The following is an 18,948-nucleotide window of genomic DNA, read 5'->3' as shown; positions in this document are numbered from 1 at the left end:
ATTGCGAAAGAGAACAGATACCAGATATATGGCGATAACTCCTGTTCATGTTGAGGGTATTGATAAGGGATCAATAATGTTGTATGCCCTTTCTACCTGTATTCATTGTAAACAGACCAGAAAACTTCTTGATGAATTAAAAGTAGCCTATGATTACCTGTATGTTGATCAACTCAGTCGAAGCGAGATGGATGAGGTACTCAAAGAGATGGAGAAAGTAAATCCACGGGGATCATTTCCGACTTTGGTAATCAATAATAACAAGGTTATTGTGGGAAGCAGGCTTGATGAGATACGAGAGGCGCTTTTGTCATGACACCGGATGTTTCAGAGAACTTACTTGATAAAAGGCATAATGAACTTATACAGGAAGCTAAAAAAAGCGGATATAATCTTAATCCCGATACGGTTTTTACCAGAGGGTTGGTTGAAGGACTTTTAATCAATGCCAACAGATATGGATACGAATCATGTCCATGCAGACTTTCTCTCGGAGATAAGGAATCTGATCTTGACATTATCTGCCCCTGCGATTATCGTGATGATGACCTCAGTGAGTATGGAGCATGCTTTTGCGGCCTTTATGTATCAGACACTATTGCCTCGGAGAATCTTCCGGCACCGGTGGTTCCGGAAAGGCGACCTCTTGCTTCTGAACGAATGAAAAAGTCTTCATCATCAGTTCCGGCAGGAGGCCTTCCATTTCCGGTTTATCGCTGTAAAGTCTGCGGATATCTTTGTGCTCGGAATAATCCGCCTGAAAAGTGCCCCATTTGTAAGGCTGAAAAAGAACGGTTTGAGATCTTTCTCCGGTAGGCTACCAACCAATATCCTCTTATCCTATTCTGCAGACATTAATTCCCGTGACAGCATCTGCAACACTTGAGATCGTCGGTTATTCAGATTCTGAATGTTCCCCTTTTCCCTGTGATGAGAACAGAACCTGTGGTCTCTCTTCCTGTGCTCCTTCGGGAAGTCTGGTAAAGGCGTTTGAGGCTTTGAAAAGTAGAGTTTTAAAAGAATTTGGAGAGTGCGTTACTCTTAAACTTACTCTTCTTGATGATGGAGCTCCTGACTATATAAGAGAGATATATGAACGTGATCATCCTGCAATCCCCATGATATTAATTGAGGGTAAGGTAATTCCAGTAGGCAGAATCTCATGGGAACCGATTCGTGATGCGATAGCATCTGAACTACAGGCATGATGATAATGCCTGCCTCCTGTGTCAAAGTATATTACCACCCTGAAAGAGAAATAGCGGTTATAAGATGACCATTACAACCTCCCCGGATGACCTTTTTCACGCTGCACCGGTTATTGCGTTTGAACGTAATAATTCGGATATATGGAAAATAAAATCCATTTCTGCTAATAATTTAAAATATGGCATTCTGGTGAATTCAACAGATGGGGAGACTGACATCCTTTCCAATATCTACAAGGATGATCAGGATCTGGTTTCCAGAAAAATGGGCGGGGCCTTACTGCAGAAGAGGCCTGGCATTGAGCTTAGGTACAGAATCCGCGCCGGGGCATATTATCGGTGGGTTGAGGAATACTGTTCCCTTTCTTATGATAATGCAGGTCGGCCACAAAAAGCACTCAGCTATTTATGGATAAGTTCTCTTCCGATAGAATGGGCATTATTATATAAAGGGTCTGAAATCTGGAATACGTTAAATTCAAAAATACGGCATGATATTTTAAACCAACTTACCGCAATACTCGGATATCTTGAACTTTCAACTGATTTGATAACAGATCCTACATTGATAGATTTTACCCAGAAAGAACAGAATGCTGCTGAAAAAATTCGTGACCGGTTAATCTTTACTTGTGAATATCAGAAGATCGGAATGCTTGAATTCTCCTGGATATCCCTGTCAGATATCATAAAAGAAGCTCTGAATGAAATTGTGATGGATCCAATCCAGGTCTTCATAGATACCGGGAACTCTCTGATGTATGCAGACAGAAATTTCAGGCTTGCCCTTGAGAAAATTTTAGCAAATATTCCGGAACACGCAACCGGTGCTACTACAGTTCACATCTCTCTAGAACCAGACGGTGACGGGGGGAAGCTTATTATCCAGGATGACGGTTGTGGTATTGTCCAGCAGCAAAAAACCAGAATATTTGATCTTGGTTTTGGAAAGGGTAGTGGATATGGATTATTTTTAGCTGAAAAAATTTTATCAATCTTTGAGATCACCATTCAGGAAAATGGAGTCTTCGGAGAAGGCGCACGATTTGAGTTGATGATACCCTCTCATATTTTGGAAATCCGATCCTGATTACCTCATCTCACCCCATTTTTTGTGCAATCATCATGGTTACTCCATAATCCTGAATATAGGGATCAGAAACCCTAGTAACTGATCTGATGGTAAGTCCATTATCTTTTAACGCAGATCGGTATTCCTCTGTCAGGAATTTTTTATTCTTACTCCATGTTTTCTTTGGCAAAGTTGCGGTGTCAAATGTCCAGAGGAAAAATTCAAGTTCATGAAGTGAATCATAGGGCGCATTCTCATCACCTGGCTGAATACTCACAAAAAATCCTCCTTTTTTCAAAGCATCGGAGATTTTCCCTACCATGTCAGGACTTTTCCCACTGGGGTTAGATGATGAAAGGATAAGATCATAATCCCGGCCAATTGGATCAGAGAAAAAATTCCCTCCCATTACCTTGACCCTTCCTTCAAGATGGTATTTTTCAATATATCCGGTTGCCAGTGGAACAACTCCGGGTAAATCAAATATTATTGCGCTGAGGTTGGGATTTTTACATGCAAGTGCGATTGCGTACAGACCATGTCCCCCACCAAGGTCTATCATTTTTTTCATATTCATAAATGAGGAGAGAGATGTTACTCCATTCACTACTTCCTGAAGTCGTCCACACAACGCATTCTGCGCCATCGATGGCAATGATATATCAGCAAAGAACTTTTCTTCAACAAATATTTTCGGGCCGGATGTCAGAATATCAGAAAGAGGTATCCAGAGGTCTTGTAGATGCTGAATAGACTTTTCCAGATATGCTCCCTGAAAATACGGAGAATGACTGGTGAGATATGTTGAAGCAACCGGCGTGTTTCGTATCTTTCCATCCTTATATTCAACAAGACCGGTTTTTATTAAACTCTGAACGAAATCAGTAACCGGATGTGGATATTGAATTATATCTTCTAAATCATGTTCATTTTTCCAGTCTTCCAGGGTATCAAATATTCCTAATCTGACCGATGCACCAATCAGGCAGAGAAGTCTTGCGCCATCGTTATTGGAATTTATAATGGAGAAAAAATTATCCGGGGGAACAGGTGGAAATTCCCATAACGCTTTACAGGTATTATCCGTGTTGTCTTGTGTATTTTTCATATTCTGGACCATTGATTTTTGTTCAGTTGATGAAGGTCATGGAGAAATTTATCGGTAATCTCTTATTCCAATCTCACCGAATTTGTACAGTATTCTGTACCTGTCCTTGGTATATCTTTCTGATTTAAATCGTACAGAGGTCTTTGATGAGCAGAAATATCACAATTGAAATGCTGAACCAGATCCCGGTTCAGGATCAACAGATTGAACTGGTCGAGAGGAAATGTCTTGGTCATCCTGATAGTATTGCAGATGGAATAGCAGAGGCAGTCAGCCGTGCATTGTGTAATACCTATATAGACCAGTTTGGCGGAGTTCTTCATCACAATACCGATCAGGGTGAGATAGTTGCAGGAGAATCAATGCCGAAATTTGGCGGTGGAAAGATCATCAAGCCTATATTTGTTCTTCTTGATGGTCGTGCCACTAAGGAATTCAATGGTGAAAAGATTGCCGCAGATACCGTTGCATTAAAAGCGGCCAAAGACTACCTCCGGACAATCCTGCCTGAACTCAATCTTGACCAGCATTTAATCATGGACTGTCGTCTTGGTACCGGGTCAACGGATCTTCGGGATGTCTTTAAACCTGAAGCAGGACAAATTCCACGCGCAAACGATACATCATTTGGAGTTTCTTATGCTCCATTCTCTGACATAGAAAAATGTATCCGTGAGATCTCTTCATATATCGATACCACGCTCCGTCCCAAATACCCGGTTTATGGAACTGATATTAAAATCATGGGGCTTCGCCAGGGTAACACCATTAAACTCACTATTTGTTGTGCGATGGTTGACCGCTATGTCTCATCCCTCTCTGATTATGTAAACTACCGTGAGAAATTAGCAGAGGAAGCACTGAAAGTAGCAAAAACCTGTACTGATAAAAAAGTAGAAGTTTCTGTTAATACTGCAGATTGCGATATCGAGTGCAGTCTGTTTCTGACGGTAACCGGAACATCTGCAGAAATGGGTGATGATGGTTCTGTGGGAAGAGGAAACCGTGCCAATGGTCTTATCACTCCGCACCGCCCGATGAGCATGGAAGCAACCAGTGGGAAAAACCCGATTAACCATATCGGTAAGATCTATAATCTCCTTTCGAATGAACTGGCACACACCTGTGTAGAGAAAGTCGATGGTATTGCAGAGATTCAGGTCCGGCTTCTCTCACAGATTGGTTCACCTATTGACCAGCCGCTGGTAGCAAGTGCACAGATAATTCCAAAGCCGTCATTTACCGTAAAAGATATTGAAAGAGATGTTTATGAGATCATTGACTCCGGTCTTGAAAACATCACCTCTGTTACAGAACGGGTAATCAGAGGAGAATTAAAGACATTTTAATGACCAAAAATTCTTCTCCGATCTCTGATCGGACTCCTGTTTTTCATGTCCGTATTGCGATCCCGAACAAAGGGCGGATATCTGTTCCAATCAGGGAATTAATTGAAAAATCCGGTCTTGGGATTATTGATAATGGTGATCGGACCCTGATCGCCCGGACCCGTGATCAACACGTGGAAATCCTCTATGCCCGTCCGATAGATATCCCGGAATATGTCGCTTCTGGTGTTGCAGATCTTGGGATTACCGGTCATGATATGGTTGTGGAACGAGGTTCCGCAGTGACGGAGCTTCTCAATTTGGGATTTGGATCAGCTTCTGTTGTTCTTGCAGTCCCGGAAAATTCAAATCTGAATTCCCCCAAAGATCTGAATGGGAAGCGGGTATCAACAGAATTTCCTGCAATTACCAGGAAATATTTTAAAAAAGCTGGTATCATACCGATTATTGTTCCGGTCGGGGGAGCTTGTGAAGCAACTCCGTCTCTTGGCATATCTGATGCCATTGTTGATATTTCAAGTTCTGGATCAACTCTTCGTCAGAATCACTTAAAGATTATTGATACTGTTCTTGAAACAAGTACTTATCTTATCGCAAATCCCCGGTCATGTATTGATAAAAAAGAAAAGATTGATGAGATTCATCTGGCACTCGAGAGTGTATTGAATGCCCGGGGGAAATGTTATCTGATGATGAATGTAATACGCAGTTCCCTTGATGATATAAGAACCATTATTCCTGGAATGGGTGGACCCACCATAATGGATGTGGCGTCTTCTGCCGATATGGTTGCTGTTCATGCGGTGGTTGACGAGGAGAAGGTCTACCAGCTTATAAACCGCCTGAAACAGGCAGGTGCACGGGATATACTGGTAATGAATATTGAGCGCTTAATCAGGTGAAAAAATGATTGTCTTTCCGGCAGTTGATATCCTGGGTGGCCGGTGTGTTCAGCTCGTTCAGGGGAAACGGGAGACCGCTACCAGCTATGGCGATCCCCTTTTATGCGCAGAATCATGGATAAACCAGGGAGCAGAAGCCCTTCATATCGTAAATCTTGATGGGGCGTTCGGATCTTCGAAACTGAATGCTGAAAAGATAACCGACGTCATTATCCGGACTGGCGTTAAAACCCAACTCGGCGGAGGGATTCGATCCCTTGATGATGCCCGTTCCTGGCTTGACTGCGGGGTTGATCGTATCATTATCTCCACATTTGCTGCTGATGATCCGGAATGTCTTACCATTCTTTCTGAAGAATATGGAAGTGATCGGATAATGGCAGGGGTCGATGCCAGGGCAGGAGAGATGGTGACACATGGATGGGAACGTCCGGCAGGTGACTTTCTTGAGTGGGCTGACCTGTTTATCAGGAAGGGAGCTGGTTCATTACTGTATACCAATGTTAGTGTCGAGGGCCTGTGTAATGGAATAGATCCAAAACCGATTCGGGATCTCTTAAGCACCGTGAGTGTTCCTGTTGTTGTGGCAGGTGGTATTACCTCACCATCGGACATAAAAATTCTGAAAGAAGCCGATGCTGCAGGTGTGGTCCTTGGGTCTGCTCTTTATTCTGGAAAGATAACACTTCAAGAGGCGTTGGAGGCAGCAGGATGAGAACTGCAGAAATAAAGAGAAAGACTAAAGAAACAGATATCACGGTTCGTTTTTCACTTGACGGCTCTGGCAAGGGGACAATTCATACCGGAATTCCATTTTTTGATCATATGCTTGATTCATTCACGAGACATAGCAGATTTGATCTGGATATTCAGGCTATCGGAGATCTTGAGAAGGGTCCTCATCACACCATTGAAGACATTGGTATCGTTCTGGGGCAGGTCTTCACACACGCTCTTGGTGAGGGAAGAGGTATTCAGCGATTCGCAAGTGTCATCGTTCCTATGGATGAGTCAAAGGCAGAGGTAGCACTTGATGTCGGGGGTCGCCCGTATCTTGTCTTTGAGGGTTCATTCAGCGGACCGGTAGAAGGAGTTATCGAGTCCTGGCTGGTTCGACATTTTTTTGAAAGTTTTATTCAGAACGCGAAAGTGACGGCTCATATGAATGTATCCGGATTTTCGGATCATCACAAATGCGAGGCACTCTTTAAGGCATTTGGAGTTGCACTGCACTCAGCAACAAAAATTGTCTACGATGACGGACAGGTTCCAAGTACAAAAGGTGTGCTGTAACGAAAGAAATCAACCCCATCCGAGCACACATATAATTTTTTTGAGGTAAGGAGATTCTTTTCCGGAATAAGTCAAAGGTGGAGAATGCTTTTAGGCATTCTCTGCGGCCATCTTGACGTCTTCTTCCTTAATTGTTTTTCTACCTGCATGCTGGGCAAGGCGGTTTGCTTCCCTTGTCAGGTTTGCAATGTAGTCTTCAGCTTTTGCTACAAGAGCTGCTGCTGCATCGCTTCCCACACGCTCAGCCCCATTCTTCTTTGCAATTCTTACAACTGCTGCAATAGGTAAGTCTGCCATAGTCCTCTACCTCAAAACAAAGTATATTGATATCTATTTAAATATTTCGAGATTATCTCGAGATTTTCGATATTCTGACCTGATAAGAGTAGATTTTAATATTTCATGAGATTAGGTTTCAGAGTTGACCAATCGGATGCATTATTGTAAAGAAATAAAATTCCGGTTCAAATTGAAGATTTTTTCAGGAAAGATAACTCAATGAGATTATCTGCGAGATTTAGCGCGTGAAGATAGTTCGGGTTAACGCGCGAAGTATCTACAAAGATTTTCGGGATATTCAGGACTGGTGCCCCATAAGAACGTCCTCTCCCAAGAAATAACAGTGTTCTGAAGATTAAATTACCCGATACTCCATCAGGAGCTACAATGAATCCTGAGTCCTTTACTGCCTCTTCGATGAGTATGCCTCTGTGAACCCCTCCGGACAGACGGGCAACCAGTTCTGCATCAGCAAGACTTCTGTCAACGGCAGGATGACGACCGACATCATCCAGACGACCACCTGACAGAATGGTCACCTTTTCCGAAAGCCCGAACTTCTGACAGAGTGGTTTTACTTTTTCAATAAGCGATACTTTGTCAGAAATGGTCCATCCTTCATCTATCCCTACCGGACCAAGGAAGAAATGAGAGCCGTCTGCAGTCTCCAAAAGGACTACTCGTTCAAGTGTGGATACTCCGGCTGTCTCTTTTAATAGCTGCAGTGTATGATGTGAGGATAATGTCCCCCGAATCGCTGCATCAAGTGTCCCGGAAAAAAGATCTGATATCAGATCCAGCTCTGGATGTTCGGAAATAATTGAATGAAACCGGGGTGGTACAGATGTATGAAGATCCGTATGCAGGTAACACCTGATCGTTGACCTGCCTGAATAGGATGAGATACCAAAAAATACCCGTTCGGGATCACTTCTGATACCAATGCCAATGACTGATGATTTTTCAGGGATATGTTCCAAGATGCATTACCCCTCCGTTTTTCGAAAAGTCAAAGACAAGTGCAGAGGAGTTATTATTGTGAATACGAAGTTCCCCTGAATCATTCACGGTCCCAATACTACAAACGGTCATATCACACTGATGAAACAGGCTGACAATAGTGCCAACATGTTCCCTCTTTGCGGTTAGTACAAAACCCATTCCTGGATACATCCGGAGCCAGTGATCAAAGGTGATTTTATACTCATCCAGGTCAGGATGTGGCACTGCTGTGAGATCAATATCTGCTCCCTTTCCAGATACTTCAAGTAACATGCCCAGTGTTCCAATGATCCCCGGATTGGATATGTCCTTCCCTGCTGTAACGAGTTTTCGGGATCCAATCTCCTCCATTATCCTGATCTGACTACGAACCTCCTCTGCGGTTCGCAAGGTTGCACTGTCCCAGTTTAATACACAAGACGGATGAACCCTGCCTTTTAAATCTATTGCAATAAGAACGTTATCTCCGGAGCATGCTGTATTGCTGTAGATAATATTATCCAGTGGGGCAATACCGAGGATTGCAACATCAATTACGCTGTATGGAGTGTCCGGATGCAGGTGCCCGCCGACGATCGGCACACCAAATTGTCTGGACGCATCATGCATACCCGCTATGACCTGCTTTTTTATGGTATCATTTGAAATTGAGAACACATCTACCATGGCGAGTGGTTTTCCTCCCATGGCAGCAATGTCATGAATATTTACAAGGACTGCACAATACCCTGCCCAGTAGGGATCAGCATCCATAAGTTTACTCCAGATCCCATCTGCTGCCAGGAGCAACGCATCAGATCCGTTTTTAATTACTGCAGCATCTTCCCCAAATGATGCGACAACAGCCTGAGAATCAATCTGAAGATCCCGAACCATTGCACCAATTTCACTTTTCCGTCTCACTCCGTCATATGTTCTGACAGCCTGTGCTATCTGTTCGGTGGAGCAGGTGTATTCTCCCATGGCCCTAATTCTCACTCTTTTTTTCTGTTTCATCACTCATAAAATGTCTTATTTGGTTCAGAATTTACCAAAGGCCAAACTCCATGCCTGTCAGTTAAGTTCATGTGGTTTATCTTCATAGGCGGCACATATAATCGGGATGGACTGGGCTGAGAAGTATCGTCCCCGGCATCTGAATGAGATGGTGGGCAACCGGGAGGCATTGCACCAGATGAGTGAATGGGCGACCCGGTGGACTGTGGAATCCCCTCCTCTCATACTCTATGGTAAGCCCGGTATAGGAAAAACTTCCAGTGCATGGGCACTTGCACATGACATGAACTGGGAAGTTGTGGAACTCAATGCAAGCGATCAACGAACCAAAGCAGTCATTGAAAAGGTTGCAGGTGGAAGCGCAAGTACCGGCTCACTCACCGGTGCCGCGAGAAAACTCATCATTCTTGATGAAGCAGACAATCTTCAGGGAAATGCGGATCGCGGAGGAGCACGTGCAATCGCGGAAGTAATACGGCAGGCACGTCAGCCGCTGATTCTTATAGCCAATGATCTCTATGGGCTTGATGGTACTATCCGGAACCTGTGTACAAAAGTTCAATTTAAAGCACTACCAGCAAAATCACTGGTTCCAAGACTTCGTGAGATCTGTTCACGCGAACAGCTGACCTGCTCTGCCCAGGCATTAACTGACATTGCCGAGCAGTCTGGTGGTGACATCAGATCTGCAGTGACCATGCTCTATGCGTCTGCCATTGGGAAAGATACCGTGGGTGAAGATGATGTATCTATATCTGCAAAAGACAGTCGTGCCAGTATTTTTGATCTTGTTGCTGCAACGTTAGGCTACCGTCAGGTTCCTTCACTTCTTGATATGTCAATGTCTGTGGATGAAACACCGGATACTATCCTTCAATGGATTGAAGGAAATCTTGGTGTGCTCCCTGACAGAAAAAAGACAGCACAAGCCTATGCTGCATTATCCAGGGCAGATATGTACCTGGGATATACATTTCTCACCCAATATTACACATTATGGCGGTATGCAACCTCAGTCATGCTCTACGGGGTACATGATGTAATGAAGGGTCGGCCATCAGGATATGCCAAGATCATGCCTCCGTCACGATGGAGACAGATGTCTGTTGCGAAAAAGCAGAAGACAATACGGGAACAGTTGTTATCCGATATGGGAACATCAATGCATATGTCAGCCTCTACAGTCCGGAACTTATATCTCTGTCCGATCTCTCTGCTTGCAAAACAATTCCCTGAGCAGTTTGCGAAGAGCTATGATCTGGATGTGGATAAGCTTGACATCCTGATACATGATCCCGCCACATCAAAATCAATAATAAAGAAGATCGAAGATGAGAAGAAGCAGATTGAAAAGGAACTGAAAAAGAAGAAGAAAGAGGAGGATGCAAAGGGCAAGAAAGCCAGGGGATCGAAGAAGGAGAAAGAACCCATAGTAGAGGAGACCCCTTCGATTGATTCATTCTCCAGTCAGGAACCGGGAAATCCCCCTGAACAACCGTCCACTGAACCGGTGGAAAAGGATAAGAAATCGTCTCAGTCAACCCTTTTCAGTTTTTAACATATATATGGAGAGGGACTTCACATCCGGGAAGGGGAGCCGGCCGGGCTGCTCCTTCAAACCCCAGATGGTAGACGACAAGATCTGCATGAACAGAGTGTGCAAGTCTTATAAGTGGAGGAATCATCTCTTCCACCGGTCGTATTGCATAGATACAATCACAACCCTGATAGAGCCCTGGTTCGGGATCTGACACATCATCTTTCACGTACGGGATCCATGAATTGAGGGGCGGATCGATGATATCCACACATCTGATCAATATCCCGGTTCTGAATAACAGGTTTGCAGTATGGAGGTTTGTTCCGGCTCCAACTTCAATTACTGAGCGGTACCGTCCGGCGATGAACCTGGCAATCGCCGTCTCAATATATTTATACCCGCTCATTACCCAGTTTATTGGAGATGAATATCCTTATTTTTTGGGATCGGGACGCTCCGGCCGGTCTTGAAATACCGGTTGCCCGGATCATCTCTCAAATCATGGATATTCCGGCTGAAGTGTGTGAAAGCCCGGTTCTTTATAACGGGTTTGACAGGAGCAGAAACCAGTTTGATGCAAGTGCAATATTAACCTGTCTTGATGTTTTTTCCCGCCGGAATGAAGAAAAGAGATTTATTTTACTGGTAACCGGAGATGATATCTTCAGACCGGGCACCAGATATGTATTTGGTCTCTCCCGTCCAGCAACAGGGACTGCTGTAATCTCATCTGCCAGACTAAGAAATGAATACTGGGGTCTTCCATCTGATGAGATGATGCTTATTGACCGGTTATCACGAGAAGGAGCCCATGAGATTGGTCATCTCTTACATCTTGATCACTGCACCAATACTTCATGTATCATGGCAAACCCGCTCACCCTTGATGATCTTGACAATAAGAAATCAATGCTCTGTCAGACCTGTATGAGCAAAGTACAAAATAGTCCGCTATCAGTTCAGCTTTAAAAATTATATGAATAATTTTTCTAGAATCTCCAGATTTTCACGTGCTATCTGGTTATCAGGATTCAGCTGAACTGCCTTTCGGTATGCTTCAATGGATTCATTATATGATTTCATTGCATAGAGCACATTTCCAAGATTATACCATCCCTGGTCAAATTCAGGTTTAGTCTGTGTTGCATTATATAAGGCATCCCGTGCTTCTTCTGTTCGCCCTGTCAGATAGAGGATCCTTCCAAAATTATTCCATGCATATCCATTTTCAGGATCAAGACTGGTCGCTTTGGAAAGTGCCTCTACTGCTTCATCATATCTCTTATCTTCTGCATAAGCCCATCCCAGGTTATTCCATGCATCTGAAAAATTAGCATCCAGTTCAAGGGCTTTATTCAGAACAGAAATAGCTTCTGTAAGTGCACCAGTCCTGATAAGTGAATATCCTTTTGTACTCCATGCATATTTATTGTCCGGGCCGGTTCTCGTTGCAGTCTCCAAAGCCTCCAGCGCTTTTTCATAATCTCCAAGTTCATTATATGCCCATCCCATGTTTGTCCAGGCAATCGTATGATTGGGTTCTAATCTGGTGGCATTCTCAAGGGGAGGTATTGCATCACGAAACCGGCCCAGATTATTCAGAGCATATCCTATTGAATTCCAAGCCTCCGGATTTGTAGAATTGGATTTGACATACTCCTCCAGGATGGCCAGTCCTTCCTTAAAAGAACCGTTCTGTATCAGATCTATTCCAGGTGCAGGGTCAGTACTGGTATTCGCTGCATGGCTTGCGGGTAAAAAGAAAAAAACTAAAGACAGGAGTATGAAGAGATGGAGAGGTGTCTTCAGAAACATAATAGTATGAGATAATCATTAAAAAATAAAGGTTTTATTGATTTGTGATCTTCAATCTTCAGATCTTTGGTTTCTTTTTTAGTGCTTCAACAAGCAGGTCAATCGTAGCCTCGATATCCTTGAGATCAACCACCTCTACCGGGGAATGGATGTATCGAGATGGGACTGATAAGGGGATACTGGGGATCCCATCCCTGACAAGGTTAATAATCGAGGCATCAGTATTTCCTCCGTCGCCTACTTCCAGCTGGTATGGGATTTTCATCTTATCTCCGGCAGATCGTAGCCATGCGACCAGCCGGTTATCAGCCAGTAACCCTCTCCCTGATGCACTTGCCAGAACCAGGACCGGTCCTTTTCCCATCTCAACCGATGCTTCTTTTTTGGTTACACCAGGATGATCTCCTGGAATCGTAACATCGGTTGCAATTGCAAAATCAGGGTGTAAAGCAAACGCACTGACCTTTGCCCCCTTCAAACCGATCTCTTCCTGTACGGTAAATACTGCATAAACGGTCATTGAGGTCTTCATCTTTTTCAGTGTTTCAATGAGGACCAGAACACCCACCCGATTATCCAACGCTTTCCCGGTAATCCGATTATTTGCCAGATGAATGAGTTCCTGTTCAATCGTTACCGGAGTTCCTATCTCAATACCAAGCTCTGCAACTTCTTCTGCTGATGATGCTCCGATATCAATGAACATATCCTCCATCTTGATCTCTTTTTTCCGGTCCTCCGGTGTCATGACATGTGGAGGTTTCGATCCAATCACTCCAAAAACCGGCCCTCTCGTCCCATGGAGGACAACCCTCTGGGTATGAAGAGTCGGATTGAACCATCCTCCGATCCCTACAAATTTTATAAACCCTTTTTCATCGATATACTGGACCATAAGTCCGATTTCATCCATATGGGATGCAATCATAACTGAAAGTCCTGTGCCCTTTTTTACTGCGATAAGGTTTCCAAGTCTGTCTTCAGAAATTTCATCGACATATCCCTCCAGTTCTTTTCGGATAATTGATTTGATATTTCCTTCAAATCCTGAAAGTCCATGTGCATCGGAGAGTTTTTTTAATAAATCATAAACCATTTTATACCTCAAGAACCGGTCTCATTCGTTCGATTGCAGCCATAATATTTTCCCGTGAAGTGGCATAACTGAATCGGGCATATTCTGCACCTGATGGTCCGAATGCATCACCTGGAACAACTATTACGCCGGCATCCATTACTTTTTGTGTTCTCTCCTTTCCAAGTGGAACAAATGCATAAAAAGCACCCTGCGGTTCAGGGAATTTTACACCCATATCATGAAAACCTGAAACAAGAATGTCCCTGCGTGCTTTGTATTCATCCCGCATCATCTTCACACAGGACTGATCGCCGGTATAGGCTGCTATCCCGGCATACTGGCTGATTGAGGTGGCACAGGTCTGACAATACTGATGAACTTTCAGACACTGTTCCATGTATTCCGGTGGACCGGCTATAAATCCAAGACGCCAACCGGTCATAGCATAGGTCTTACTTGCGGCATTGACAGTAATCACGTCTTCTCCAAAGGTCCCGGCGCTTGCATGAACCGCATCATAGATGATATGCTCATATACTTCATCAGAGAGAACAGTTACGCCTGTATCCATGGCTGCTTCTGTAATCGAGCGGATTTTTTCTTTGGACTCGACTGTTCCGGTTGGATTACAGGGTGAATTAAGAATAAGTAGTCGTGCCCCTTCCAGTTTCTCTCGGAGAATATCTTCCTGAATGTGCAAATCCTTTGTAAGTGGCACGAAATCCGGTTTTCCCCCTGCAAGCTGAATGCACGCCTCATAGGAGACAAAACCCGGATCTGTTAAAAGAACACGATCACCAGGATCAACAATACTCTGAATAGCAATAAAGAGCGCTTCTCCGGCTCCAGCTGTCACAATGATCTGTTCTGGACTGTAATGCAGATTATTTTCATTTTTAAATTTGTCGGATAATGCCTCTCGTAATTCAGGGATACCTGCATTGAATGTATATCCGGTTTTTCCCTCTTCAATTGCTTTTATCGCTGCATTTCTGATATGGTCAGGGGTGACAAAATCCGGCTGACCAAGTGTCATATTGATAGAATCGGGTTTTGCAGCCTGGAAAAATTTTCTGATTCCCGACATTTCGATTGCCTGGGCACGTGCTGAAATTTTTTTCATCAGAATCACTCGATATTTGCATGCCGGTCTTTGAGTTCTGACTCATCCGTCTGTGTGATTTCCATCAGCCGTGATATAACAGCATCACAAAAGGTCATCGCTGCTGTCTCAAACAGAGTTCCAAGCGGGGCAAATGACCGGTGCTCACCAAGCATCTGTCTGGTATCGTACTCCTTACTCTCATCAGGAATGCTGTCACGGTAGTTTTCAATGATAACTTTTGTATCAGAGATTTTTCCAATCGGAGAGTCTGGGTTTGAAGTGATAAGAGAAATCCGTCCTCCAATCTCTTTTGCCGTCTGGACAATTTCCACAATGGTTCTTGTCTTTCCTGATCCGGATAAGACCACAATAAGATCCCCTGTTTGCAATGCCGGCGTGATAGTCTCACCTACCACATAGCTCATCATCCCAAGGTGCATGAGCCTCATGGCAAATGCCTTTGCAACAAGACCAGAACGACCTGCACCCATCACATAAATGCGTTTGGCATCCAGGAGTTCTTTAATAAAATGAGAAACCTCTTCATCAGAGATATGATCTGCGATGGCATTTATCCGTGACGCCATCAGTTGCATCATATCCTGCACACGGTGCTGATTCATATCTGTGTATACGTTCAGATGGAATCCTCATCAGGATATCGCACCTGAACCCATCTACTGGTCAGTGACGGTAGGTAGCCGGCTCGGTCACCGGGGTCAGTTCACCGTTCTCCATCACTGAAACAGGCCCGTGTCCACAACAGTACAGAAGGCGTTTTCCGCTTTCCTGAAGCTCCTGATCAAGTTCCAGTGCCAGCTTTGCCAATGCTTTTCGTTCACTTTTTACAAGATCCGGATCCACATTCACCGTCGTGACCAGATATACTGCGAAATTATTGTACGCACTTCGTTCAGGACTCAGGTGTTTCAGGTTGAGGATGGTGTCCGAAGTAAATAAGACTCCGGCTTCCTTGCAGAGGATATATATCAGACCATGCTGATGTCCCCCATGCCCCTCTAGTATCTCAAAGTTGTACCCGCCAGCATTGAAGGTTGAAAGAACTGGAAATTCACCCCGCTTTACAACCCCTGGACCGGGTAAAAGAGTCACTTCCTCCGGAGGCGTCATCCGTGCAAACAGATTTATCATCACTGTATATACCTGTTCAAGGACCAAATCCTGTGTTGTGGCTCCCCATGCACGATTATTGGTTTTTATGATATCCCAGGTCCCCTCATGGGTATACACCGGGGCATTAAAAAATCCGGCAGCACCACAATGATCAGTATCCCCATGGGTTAGAATTATCCGGGTAAAGTCATCTTTTCCGCCAAGGCCATAGGCAGCAAACATGCGGAGAACATCCTCATGATAAATACCATATCCGGTGTCAATCATGATTCGTTCATCCGGTGCATCGATGACAAAGATAGAGCCTCCGCCCGGAAGCTGGAAACAATAGAGTGTCAGCGTGTCCGCAAGGGCAATCTTTTGAACATCTGCGTAAAAACCATCCCCGGTTGTTTCCTTCAGGCGTTTTCCGTTTAGCAGAATTTGTTCAAGCACATCCTGGTATTCTTTCCCATATTCGGTCAGTTGTTGAGCGACATGACTAAACTGGTGTAACAATTCAAGAATATGCGGGTTTTCTACGCCATCGAGGATTTCACTGACCCGTGCCGCATATCTGACATAAAACAGGCTTCCATCATCGCAACTGTCTCCACAGTCATACCCTTCAATCTTTACCGGATATTCAGCTTCAATCGTTCTGATTAACTCTTCAGTTTTATCAGGATTTAAGACCCTGAGCATGATATGTAGGGCATCCGGATATTTGCCACGGTTATCAAATGAGAGAGAACTAATTTCTGCATTATATGTATCCAGGATAGTAAGAATTCTGTGCAAAGTCCCGGGAATTTCAGGAACGATAACAGTAAACTGAACACTTTTTGGATAGGTCACGGTAGTCTGCAGATATCCATCATCCAGCAAAGCCTGCGCACCACGGGTACAGGCCCATTCATCACCTGATACGGAAAAAAATGCGGTAACCGGATCCAGCGAACGATTGAAATGGCACCTGGTTATGGTAAGTCCTGATGCAGCAATAATACGGACCGCATCAAGAAGAGATCCGGTATCCGGAATCCTGATGACAAAGAATTCATTGCGATCCTGGGACATGGTGATTACTCTGATACGTAACTTTCCCGTTCAATAAAGAGACCGCCAAATATGGTGCGCTCTATCATCTCTGAAACGAACCGCATCTTCTGTGCCTCTTCCATATCACTGTTCCGATGAATTTCAGAGTGTAACTGAAGTCGTAGAAGGCCAAACCGTAGTTTTTCAAGAAGGGTTTCATTTAATGTTATTGCCTCACGATAAATCGGTTCGATGAGTTGAGGAAATTGATTTATGTCCTCAAGGCATTTCACAATTTCAGCATAAATCGGGAGATTTTCTTCTCTCCCACAAAGAACTTCCAAGTAATTCATATCTGTTTTTCAACAATGCTGACCAGGTGTTCCATGACGGTATCTACCGCTTTCCAGGTCGGAGAATCCTTTTGTCTGATAATGAATGGTCTTCCTTCGTCACCGGCCTTTCTCACTTCAGGATCAAGAGGAAGGCTTCCAAGGAATGGGACATTATGATCCTGTGCAATCCGCTCGCCTCCCCCTTTGCCGAAAAGATCAACTGCTTCTCCACAATGCGGACAAACAAATCCGCTCATATTTTCAATAACACCAATAACATTCAGTCCAAGCTGTTCCACAAAAGTGATAGCTTTGGTTGAATCCAGGGTGGATACCTCCTGAGGAGTTGTGACTATAACTGCACCACGAACATTCGGAGCAAGTTGTGCGATAGTTAATGCTTCATCTCCAGTTCCCGGCGGGAGGTCAACAACAAGATAGTCTAAAGAACCCCAGGCGGTGTCCTCAAGGAACTGCTTAATTGCTCCTGCTTTCATGGCGCCACGCCAGATGACCGGGGCATGTTTTTCAGGAAGCAGGAAAGCCATTGAAACAACTTGTAATGAGCCGGTTACTTTTACCGGGACGATTTTATTCTGGTCTGCGAGAAGTTTATGATCTTCTATACCAAGCATTTTAGGGATATTCGGGCCATGTATATCAAGATCCAAAAGACCTACCTGCTTTCCATGATTCGAGAGGGCATAAGCAAGATTTACGGCAACCGTGGATTTTCCGACTCCACCCTTGCCTGATAAAACCAGTATTACGTGTCTCACATCAATGTCAGCTTTTGGCGGTAATTTTCCGGCTGCTGTCGGGCAAGTAGCGCCTGATGGACAGGATGAGCAGTTATTGTCACAGGATTCAGGGGTTGGTTTTTTTGCATCAGACATATTTTTCATCCTCATACAGTGATTCCATATTATTCGATTCACTTTGGCATAAATAAGATCATGATTCTCTATGTGAAGTAACGGATTTTTCTGAGATGGGAAGGGTCATGACTTCACGATATAAATATTTCAGTCGCGTATGTTCTATCAGAAGAGGGCTGCCAGATGGAAAAAAGGGATGTAATAGTCATTTTAGCAGCAATAATTGTCGTATTAATAATGGCGGTGGTGGTAAAGCCGATTATTACCGGACAGCCGGTGATATTTTTACCTGAATCTCCTGCGCCGGTTGAACCTGTGATGGAACCCTATCTTACTCCTGAACCGGACTATCAGGTATCTCCGGCAACTCAGGAAGCGACCCCTGGCGAGACTCAGGAGGAGCAGGTACTTCCTGATAAGACTTCAGTTCCTTCATCAGGTGCTCTTCCTACACCACAGATGACTCCGATGACCTGGCAACCAAATCCTGATAATCCGATGCCGGCAATTCAGATGACGAACTATGCAGAAATTGTTGGAAAGTATACAGGCTCTACCTCACCTTTCAGAATTCCGACTCCATATTGGGAATTGCACTATAATGTCACACCTGCTGATGAAAATGCAGTCTTTTCAATGGATGTAAAGGAAAAATCTGATGAGGGAGAAAAAACTATCCGGACTATTACCTGGAAGGAGGGAAAATCTCCTGATCCACGGGAGTACCGTTTCTTTGAAGGTGGAAAGGATTACTATCTGAATATAATTGGAAATAATTTGAAAGAGTACAGAATTACTATCCAGATACCTTTAAAGTACATTCGCGATACCTAG

Annotated in this window: 23 protein-coding genes; 11 read left to right on the top strand and 12 right to left on the bottom strand. The window is 44.1% G+C overall.

Annotated elements, in window-relative coordinates:
* The first annotated feature begins 28 nt into the window (after positions 1–28).
* From MHUN_RS04845 to MHUN_RS04830, 4 genes are all read left to right on the top strand, one after another.
* On the top strand, positions 29–316 hold the full coding sequence (locus MHUN_RS04845) for a glutaredoxin family protein (protein ID WP_048067293.1): 288 nt from the start codon (positions 29–31) through the stop codon (positions 314–316).
* On the top strand, positions 313–816 hold the full coding sequence (locus MHUN_RS04840; RefSeq protein ID WP_011447956.1) for a ferredoxin-thioredoxin reductase catalytic domain-containing protein: 504 nt from the start codon (positions 313–315) through the stop codon (positions 814–816). Before MHUN_RS04845 ends, MHUN_RS04840 begins: the two co-directional genes overlap by 4 nt.
* A gap of 47 nt (positions 817–863) precedes the next feature.
* On the top strand, positions 864–1,208 hold the full coding sequence (locus tag MHUN_RS04835) for a hypothetical protein (protein ID WP_011447955.1): 345 nt from the start codon (positions 864–866) through the stop codon (positions 1,206–1,208).
* Between the two features lie 64 nt (positions 1,209–1,272).
* Positions 1,273–2,298 (top strand): PAS domain-containing sensor histidine kinase, encoded by a 1,026-nt coding sequence (locus MHUN_RS04830; RefSeq protein WP_011447954.1) that lies wholly within the window; start codon positions 1,273–1,275, stop codon positions 2,296–2,298.
* A 10-nt stretch (positions 2,299–2,308) separates the two neighbouring features.
* On the opposite strand, the gene MHUN_RS17225 is transcribed toward MHUN_RS04830, so the two are convergent.
* Entirely contained in the window at positions 2,309–3,388 is a 1,080-nt protein-coding gene (locus MHUN_RS17225) for a methyltransferase (RefSeq protein WP_158498160.1), read from the bottom strand.
* A 146-nt stretch (positions 3,389–3,534) separates the two neighbouring features.
* Here MHUN_RS17225 and MHUN_RS04820 point away from each other — a divergent pair, with 146 nt between their 5' ends.
* From MHUN_RS04820 to hisB, 4 genes are read left to right on the top strand one after another with little or no spacing between them, the layout of a single operon-like run.
* Complete coding sequence (locus tag MHUN_RS04820; protein ID WP_011447952.1) at positions 3,535–4,737, top strand: methionine adenosyltransferase; 1,203 nt, start codon at positions 3,535–3,537, stop codon at positions 4,735–4,737.
* Entirely contained in the window at positions 4,737–5,639 is a 903-nt protein-coding gene (gene hisG / locus MHUN_RS04815; protein ID WP_011447951.1) for an ATP phosphoribosyltransferase, read from the top strand. Before MHUN_RS04820 ends, hisG begins: the two co-directional genes overlap by 1 nt.
* Positions 5,640–5,643: 4 nt before the next feature.
* Positions 5,644–6,354: a 1-(5-phosphoribosyl)-5-[(5-phosphoribosylamino)methylideneamino]imidazole-4-carboxamide isomerase gene (hisA, locus tag MHUN_RS04810; RefSeq protein WP_011447950.1), complete on the top strand. Its 711-nt coding sequence runs from the start codon at positions 5,644–5,646 to the stop codon at positions 6,352–6,354.
* Positions 6,351–6,932 carry an imidazoleglycerol-phosphate dehydratase HisB gene (gene hisB, locus MHUN_RS04805; RefSeq protein WP_011447949.1) on the top strand — a complete coding sequence of 194 codons (582 nt, stop codon included), beginning with the start codon at positions 6,351–6,353 and terminating at the stop codon, positions 6,930–6,932. Before hisA ends, hisB begins: the two co-directional genes overlap by 4 nt.
* 90 nt (positions 6,933–7,022) lie before the next feature.
* Here the strand turns inward: hisB and MHUN_RS04800 are convergent, their stop codons facing one another.
* The 3 genes from MHUN_RS04800 to MHUN_RS04790 form a co-directional block, all read right to left on the bottom strand.
* A complete protein-coding gene (locus MHUN_RS04800; protein WP_011447948.1) occupies positions 7,023–7,229 on the bottom strand; it encodes a histone family protein in 207 nt (68 codons plus the stop codon).
* A gap of 167 nt (positions 7,230–7,396) precedes the next feature.
* Positions 7,397–8,191: a methanogenesis marker protein Mmp4/MtxX gene (mtxX, locus tag MHUN_RS04795; protein ID WP_011447947.1), complete on the bottom strand. Its 795-nt coding sequence runs from the start codon at positions 8,189–8,191 to the stop codon at positions 7,397–7,399.
* On the bottom strand, positions 8,175–9,209 hold the full coding sequence (locus tag MHUN_RS04790; RefSeq protein WP_239441570.1) for a methanogenesis marker 2 protein: 1,035 nt from the start codon (positions 9,207–9,209) through the stop codon (positions 8,175–8,177). The genes mtxX and MHUN_RS04790 overlap by 17 nt, the downstream gene beginning before the upstream one ends.
* Before the next feature lie 106 nt (positions 9,210–9,315).
* Between MHUN_RS04790 and MHUN_RS04785 the strand changes: the two genes are divergently transcribed.
* Entirely contained in the window at positions 9,316–10,767 is a 1,452-nt protein-coding gene (locus tag MHUN_RS04785) for a replication factor C large subunit (protein ID WP_011447945.1), read from the top strand.
* Here MHUN_RS04785 and MHUN_RS04780 read toward each other — a convergent pair.
* Positions 10,757–11,155 carry a UPF0146 family protein gene (locus MHUN_RS04780; RefSeq protein ID WP_011447944.1) on the bottom strand — a complete coding sequence of 133 codons (399 nt, stop codon included), beginning with the start codon at positions 11,153–11,155 and terminating at the stop codon, positions 10,757–10,759. The two genes, MHUN_RS04785 and MHUN_RS04780, sit on opposite strands and share 11 nt — an antisense overlap.
* A 17-nt stretch (positions 11,156–11,172) precedes the next feature.
* Here MHUN_RS04780 and MHUN_RS04775 point away from each other — a divergent pair, with 17 nt between their 5' ends.
* Entirely contained in the window at positions 11,173–11,718 is a 546-nt protein-coding gene (locus MHUN_RS04775) for an archaemetzincin family Zn-dependent metalloprotease (RefSeq protein WP_011447943.1), read from the top strand.
* 3 nt (positions 11,719–11,721) lie between these two features.
* Here the strand turns inward: MHUN_RS04775 and MHUN_RS04770 are convergent, their stop codons facing one another.
* The 7 genes from MHUN_RS04770 to MHUN_RS04740 form a co-directional block, all read right to left on the bottom strand.
* Positions 11,722–12,564, bottom strand: coding sequence for a tetratricopeptide repeat protein (locus tag MHUN_RS04770; protein WP_011447942.1), 843 nt, complete (start codon positions 12,562–12,564; stop codon positions 11,722–11,724).
* Between the two features lie 58 nt (positions 12,565–12,622).
* Entirely contained in the window at positions 12,623–13,660 is a 1,038-nt protein-coding gene (locus MHUN_RS04765; protein WP_011447941.1) for a M42 family metallopeptidase, read from the bottom strand.
* 1 nt (position 13,661) lies between these two features.
* Positions 13,662–14,765: a pyridoxal phosphate-dependent aminotransferase gene (locus MHUN_RS04760; protein WP_011447940.1), complete on the bottom strand. Its 1,104-nt coding sequence runs from the start codon at positions 14,763–14,765 to the stop codon at positions 13,662–13,664.
* Positions 14,766–14,770: 5 nt separating this feature from the next.
* On the bottom strand, positions 14,771–15,370 hold the full coding sequence (gene hxlB, locus MHUN_RS04755) for a 6-phospho-3-hexuloisomerase (protein WP_048067292.1): 600 nt from the start codon (positions 15,368–15,370) through the stop codon (positions 14,771–14,773).
* Between the two features lie 61 nt (positions 15,371–15,431).
* Positions 15,432–16,940: an MBL fold metallo-hydrolase gene (locus tag MHUN_RS04750; protein ID WP_011447938.1), complete on the bottom strand. Its 1,509-nt coding sequence runs from the start codon at positions 16,938–16,940 to the stop codon at positions 15,432–15,434.
* 5 nt (positions 16,941–16,945) lie between these two features.
* Positions 16,946–17,254, bottom strand: coding sequence for a hypothetical protein (locus MHUN_RS04745; protein ID WP_011447937.1), 309 nt, complete (start codon positions 17,252–17,254; stop codon positions 16,946–16,948).
* Positions 17,251–18,132, bottom strand: coding sequence for an Mrp/NBP35 family ATP-binding protein (locus MHUN_RS04740; protein WP_011447936.1), 882 nt, complete (start codon positions 18,130–18,132; stop codon positions 17,251–17,253). Before MHUN_RS04740 ends, MHUN_RS04745 begins: the two co-directional genes overlap by 4 nt.
* A 165-nt stretch (positions 18,133–18,297) precedes the next feature.
* Here MHUN_RS04740 and MHUN_RS04735 point away from each other — a divergent pair, with 165 nt between their 5' ends.
* A complete protein-coding gene (locus tag MHUN_RS04735) occupies positions 18,298–18,948 on the top strand; it encodes a hypothetical protein (RefSeq protein WP_011447935.1) in 651 nt (216 codons plus the stop codon).

This window comes from Methanospirillum hungatei JF-1, assembly GCF_000013445.1.
Lineage (GTDB): Archaea > Halobacteriota > Methanomicrobia > Methanomicrobiales > Methanospirillaceae > Methanospirillum > Methanospirillum hungatei.
The sequence above is the reverse complement of the archived record's forward strand: the minus strand, read 5'-3'. Positions and strand labels throughout refer to the sequence as shown.

Bases quoted from the DNA above. Each gene is read 5' to 3' on its own strand.
- MHUN_RS17225 (WP_158498160.1), bottom strand. From the start codon at position 3,388: ATGAAAAATACACAAGACAACACGGATAATACCTGTAAAGCGTTATGG.
- MHUN_RS04770 (WP_011447942.1), bottom strand. From the start codon at position 12,564: ATGTTTCTGAAGACACCTCTCCATCTCTTCATACTCCTGTCTTTAGTT.
- MHUN_RS04830 (WP_011447954.1), top strand. From the start codon at position 1,273: ATGACCATTACAACCTCCCCGGATGACCTTTTTCACGCTGCACCGGTT.
- MHUN_RS04760 (WP_011447940.1), bottom strand. From the start codon at position 14,765: ATGAAAAAAATTTCAGCACGTGCCCAGGCAATCGAAATGTCGGGAATC.
- MHUN_RS04740 (WP_011447936.1), bottom strand. From the start codon at position 18,132: ATGTCTGATGCAAAAAAACCAACCCCTGAATCCTGTGACAATAACTGC.
- MHUN_RS04775 (WP_011447943.1), top strand. From the start codon at position 11,173: ATGAATATCCTTATTTTTTGGGATCGGGACGCTCCGGCCGGTCTTGAA.
- hisB (WP_011447949.1), top strand. From the start codon at position 6,351: ATGAGAACTGCAGAAATAAAGAGAAAGACTAAAGAAACAGATATCACG.
- hisA (WP_011447950.1), top strand. From the start codon at position 5,644: ATGATTGTCTTTCCGGCAGTTGATATCCTGGGTGGCCGGTGTGTTCAG.
- hxlB (WP_048067292.1), bottom strand. From the start codon at position 15,370: ATGAATCAGCACCGTGTGCAGGATATGATGCAACTGATGGCGTCACGG.
- MHUN_RS04735 (WP_011447935.1), top strand. From the start codon at position 18,298: ATGGAAAAAAGGGATGTAATAGTCATTTTAGCAGCAATAATTGTCGTA.
- MHUN_RS04840 (WP_011447956.1), top strand. From the start codon at position 313: ATGACACCGGATGTTTCAGAGAACTTACTTGATAAAAGGCATAATGAA.
- MHUN_RS04750 (WP_011447938.1), bottom strand. From the start codon at position 16,940: ATGTCCCAGGATCGCAATGAATTCTTTGTCATCAGGATTCCGGATACC.
- MHUN_RS04765 (WP_011447941.1), bottom strand. From the start codon at position 13,660: ATGGTTTATGATTTATTAAAAAAACTCTCCGATGCACATGGACTTTCA.
- MHUN_RS04800 (WP_011447948.1), bottom strand. From the start codon at position 7,229: ATGGCAGACTTACCTATTGCAGCAGTTGTAAGAATTGCAAAGAAGAAT.
- MHUN_RS04745 (WP_011447937.1), bottom strand. From the start codon at position 17,254: ATGAATTACTTGGAAGTTCTTTGTGGGAGAGAAGAAAATCTCCCGATT.
- MHUN_RS04820 (WP_011447952.1), top strand. From the start codon at position 3,535: ATGAGCAGAAATATCACAATTGAAATGCTGAACCAGATCCCGGTTCAG.
- MHUN_RS04845 (WP_048067293.1), top strand. From the start codon at position 29: ATGGCGATAACTCCTGTTCATGTTGAGGGTATTGATAAGGGATCAATA.
- MHUN_RS04785 (WP_011447945.1), top strand. From the start codon at position 9,316: ATGGACTGGGCTGAGAAGTATCGTCCCCGGCATCTGAATGAGATGGTG.
- MHUN_RS04790 (WP_239441570.1), bottom strand. From the start codon at position 9,209: ATGAAACAGAAAAAAAGAGTGAGAATTAGGGCCATGGGAGAATACACC.
- hisG (WP_011447951.1), top strand. From the start codon at position 4,737: ATGACCAAAAATTCTTCTCCGATCTCTGATCGGACTCCTGTTTTTCAT.
- MHUN_RS04780 (WP_011447944.1), bottom strand. From the start codon at position 11,155: ATGAGCGGGTATAAATATATTGAGACGGCGATTGCCAGGTTCATCGCC.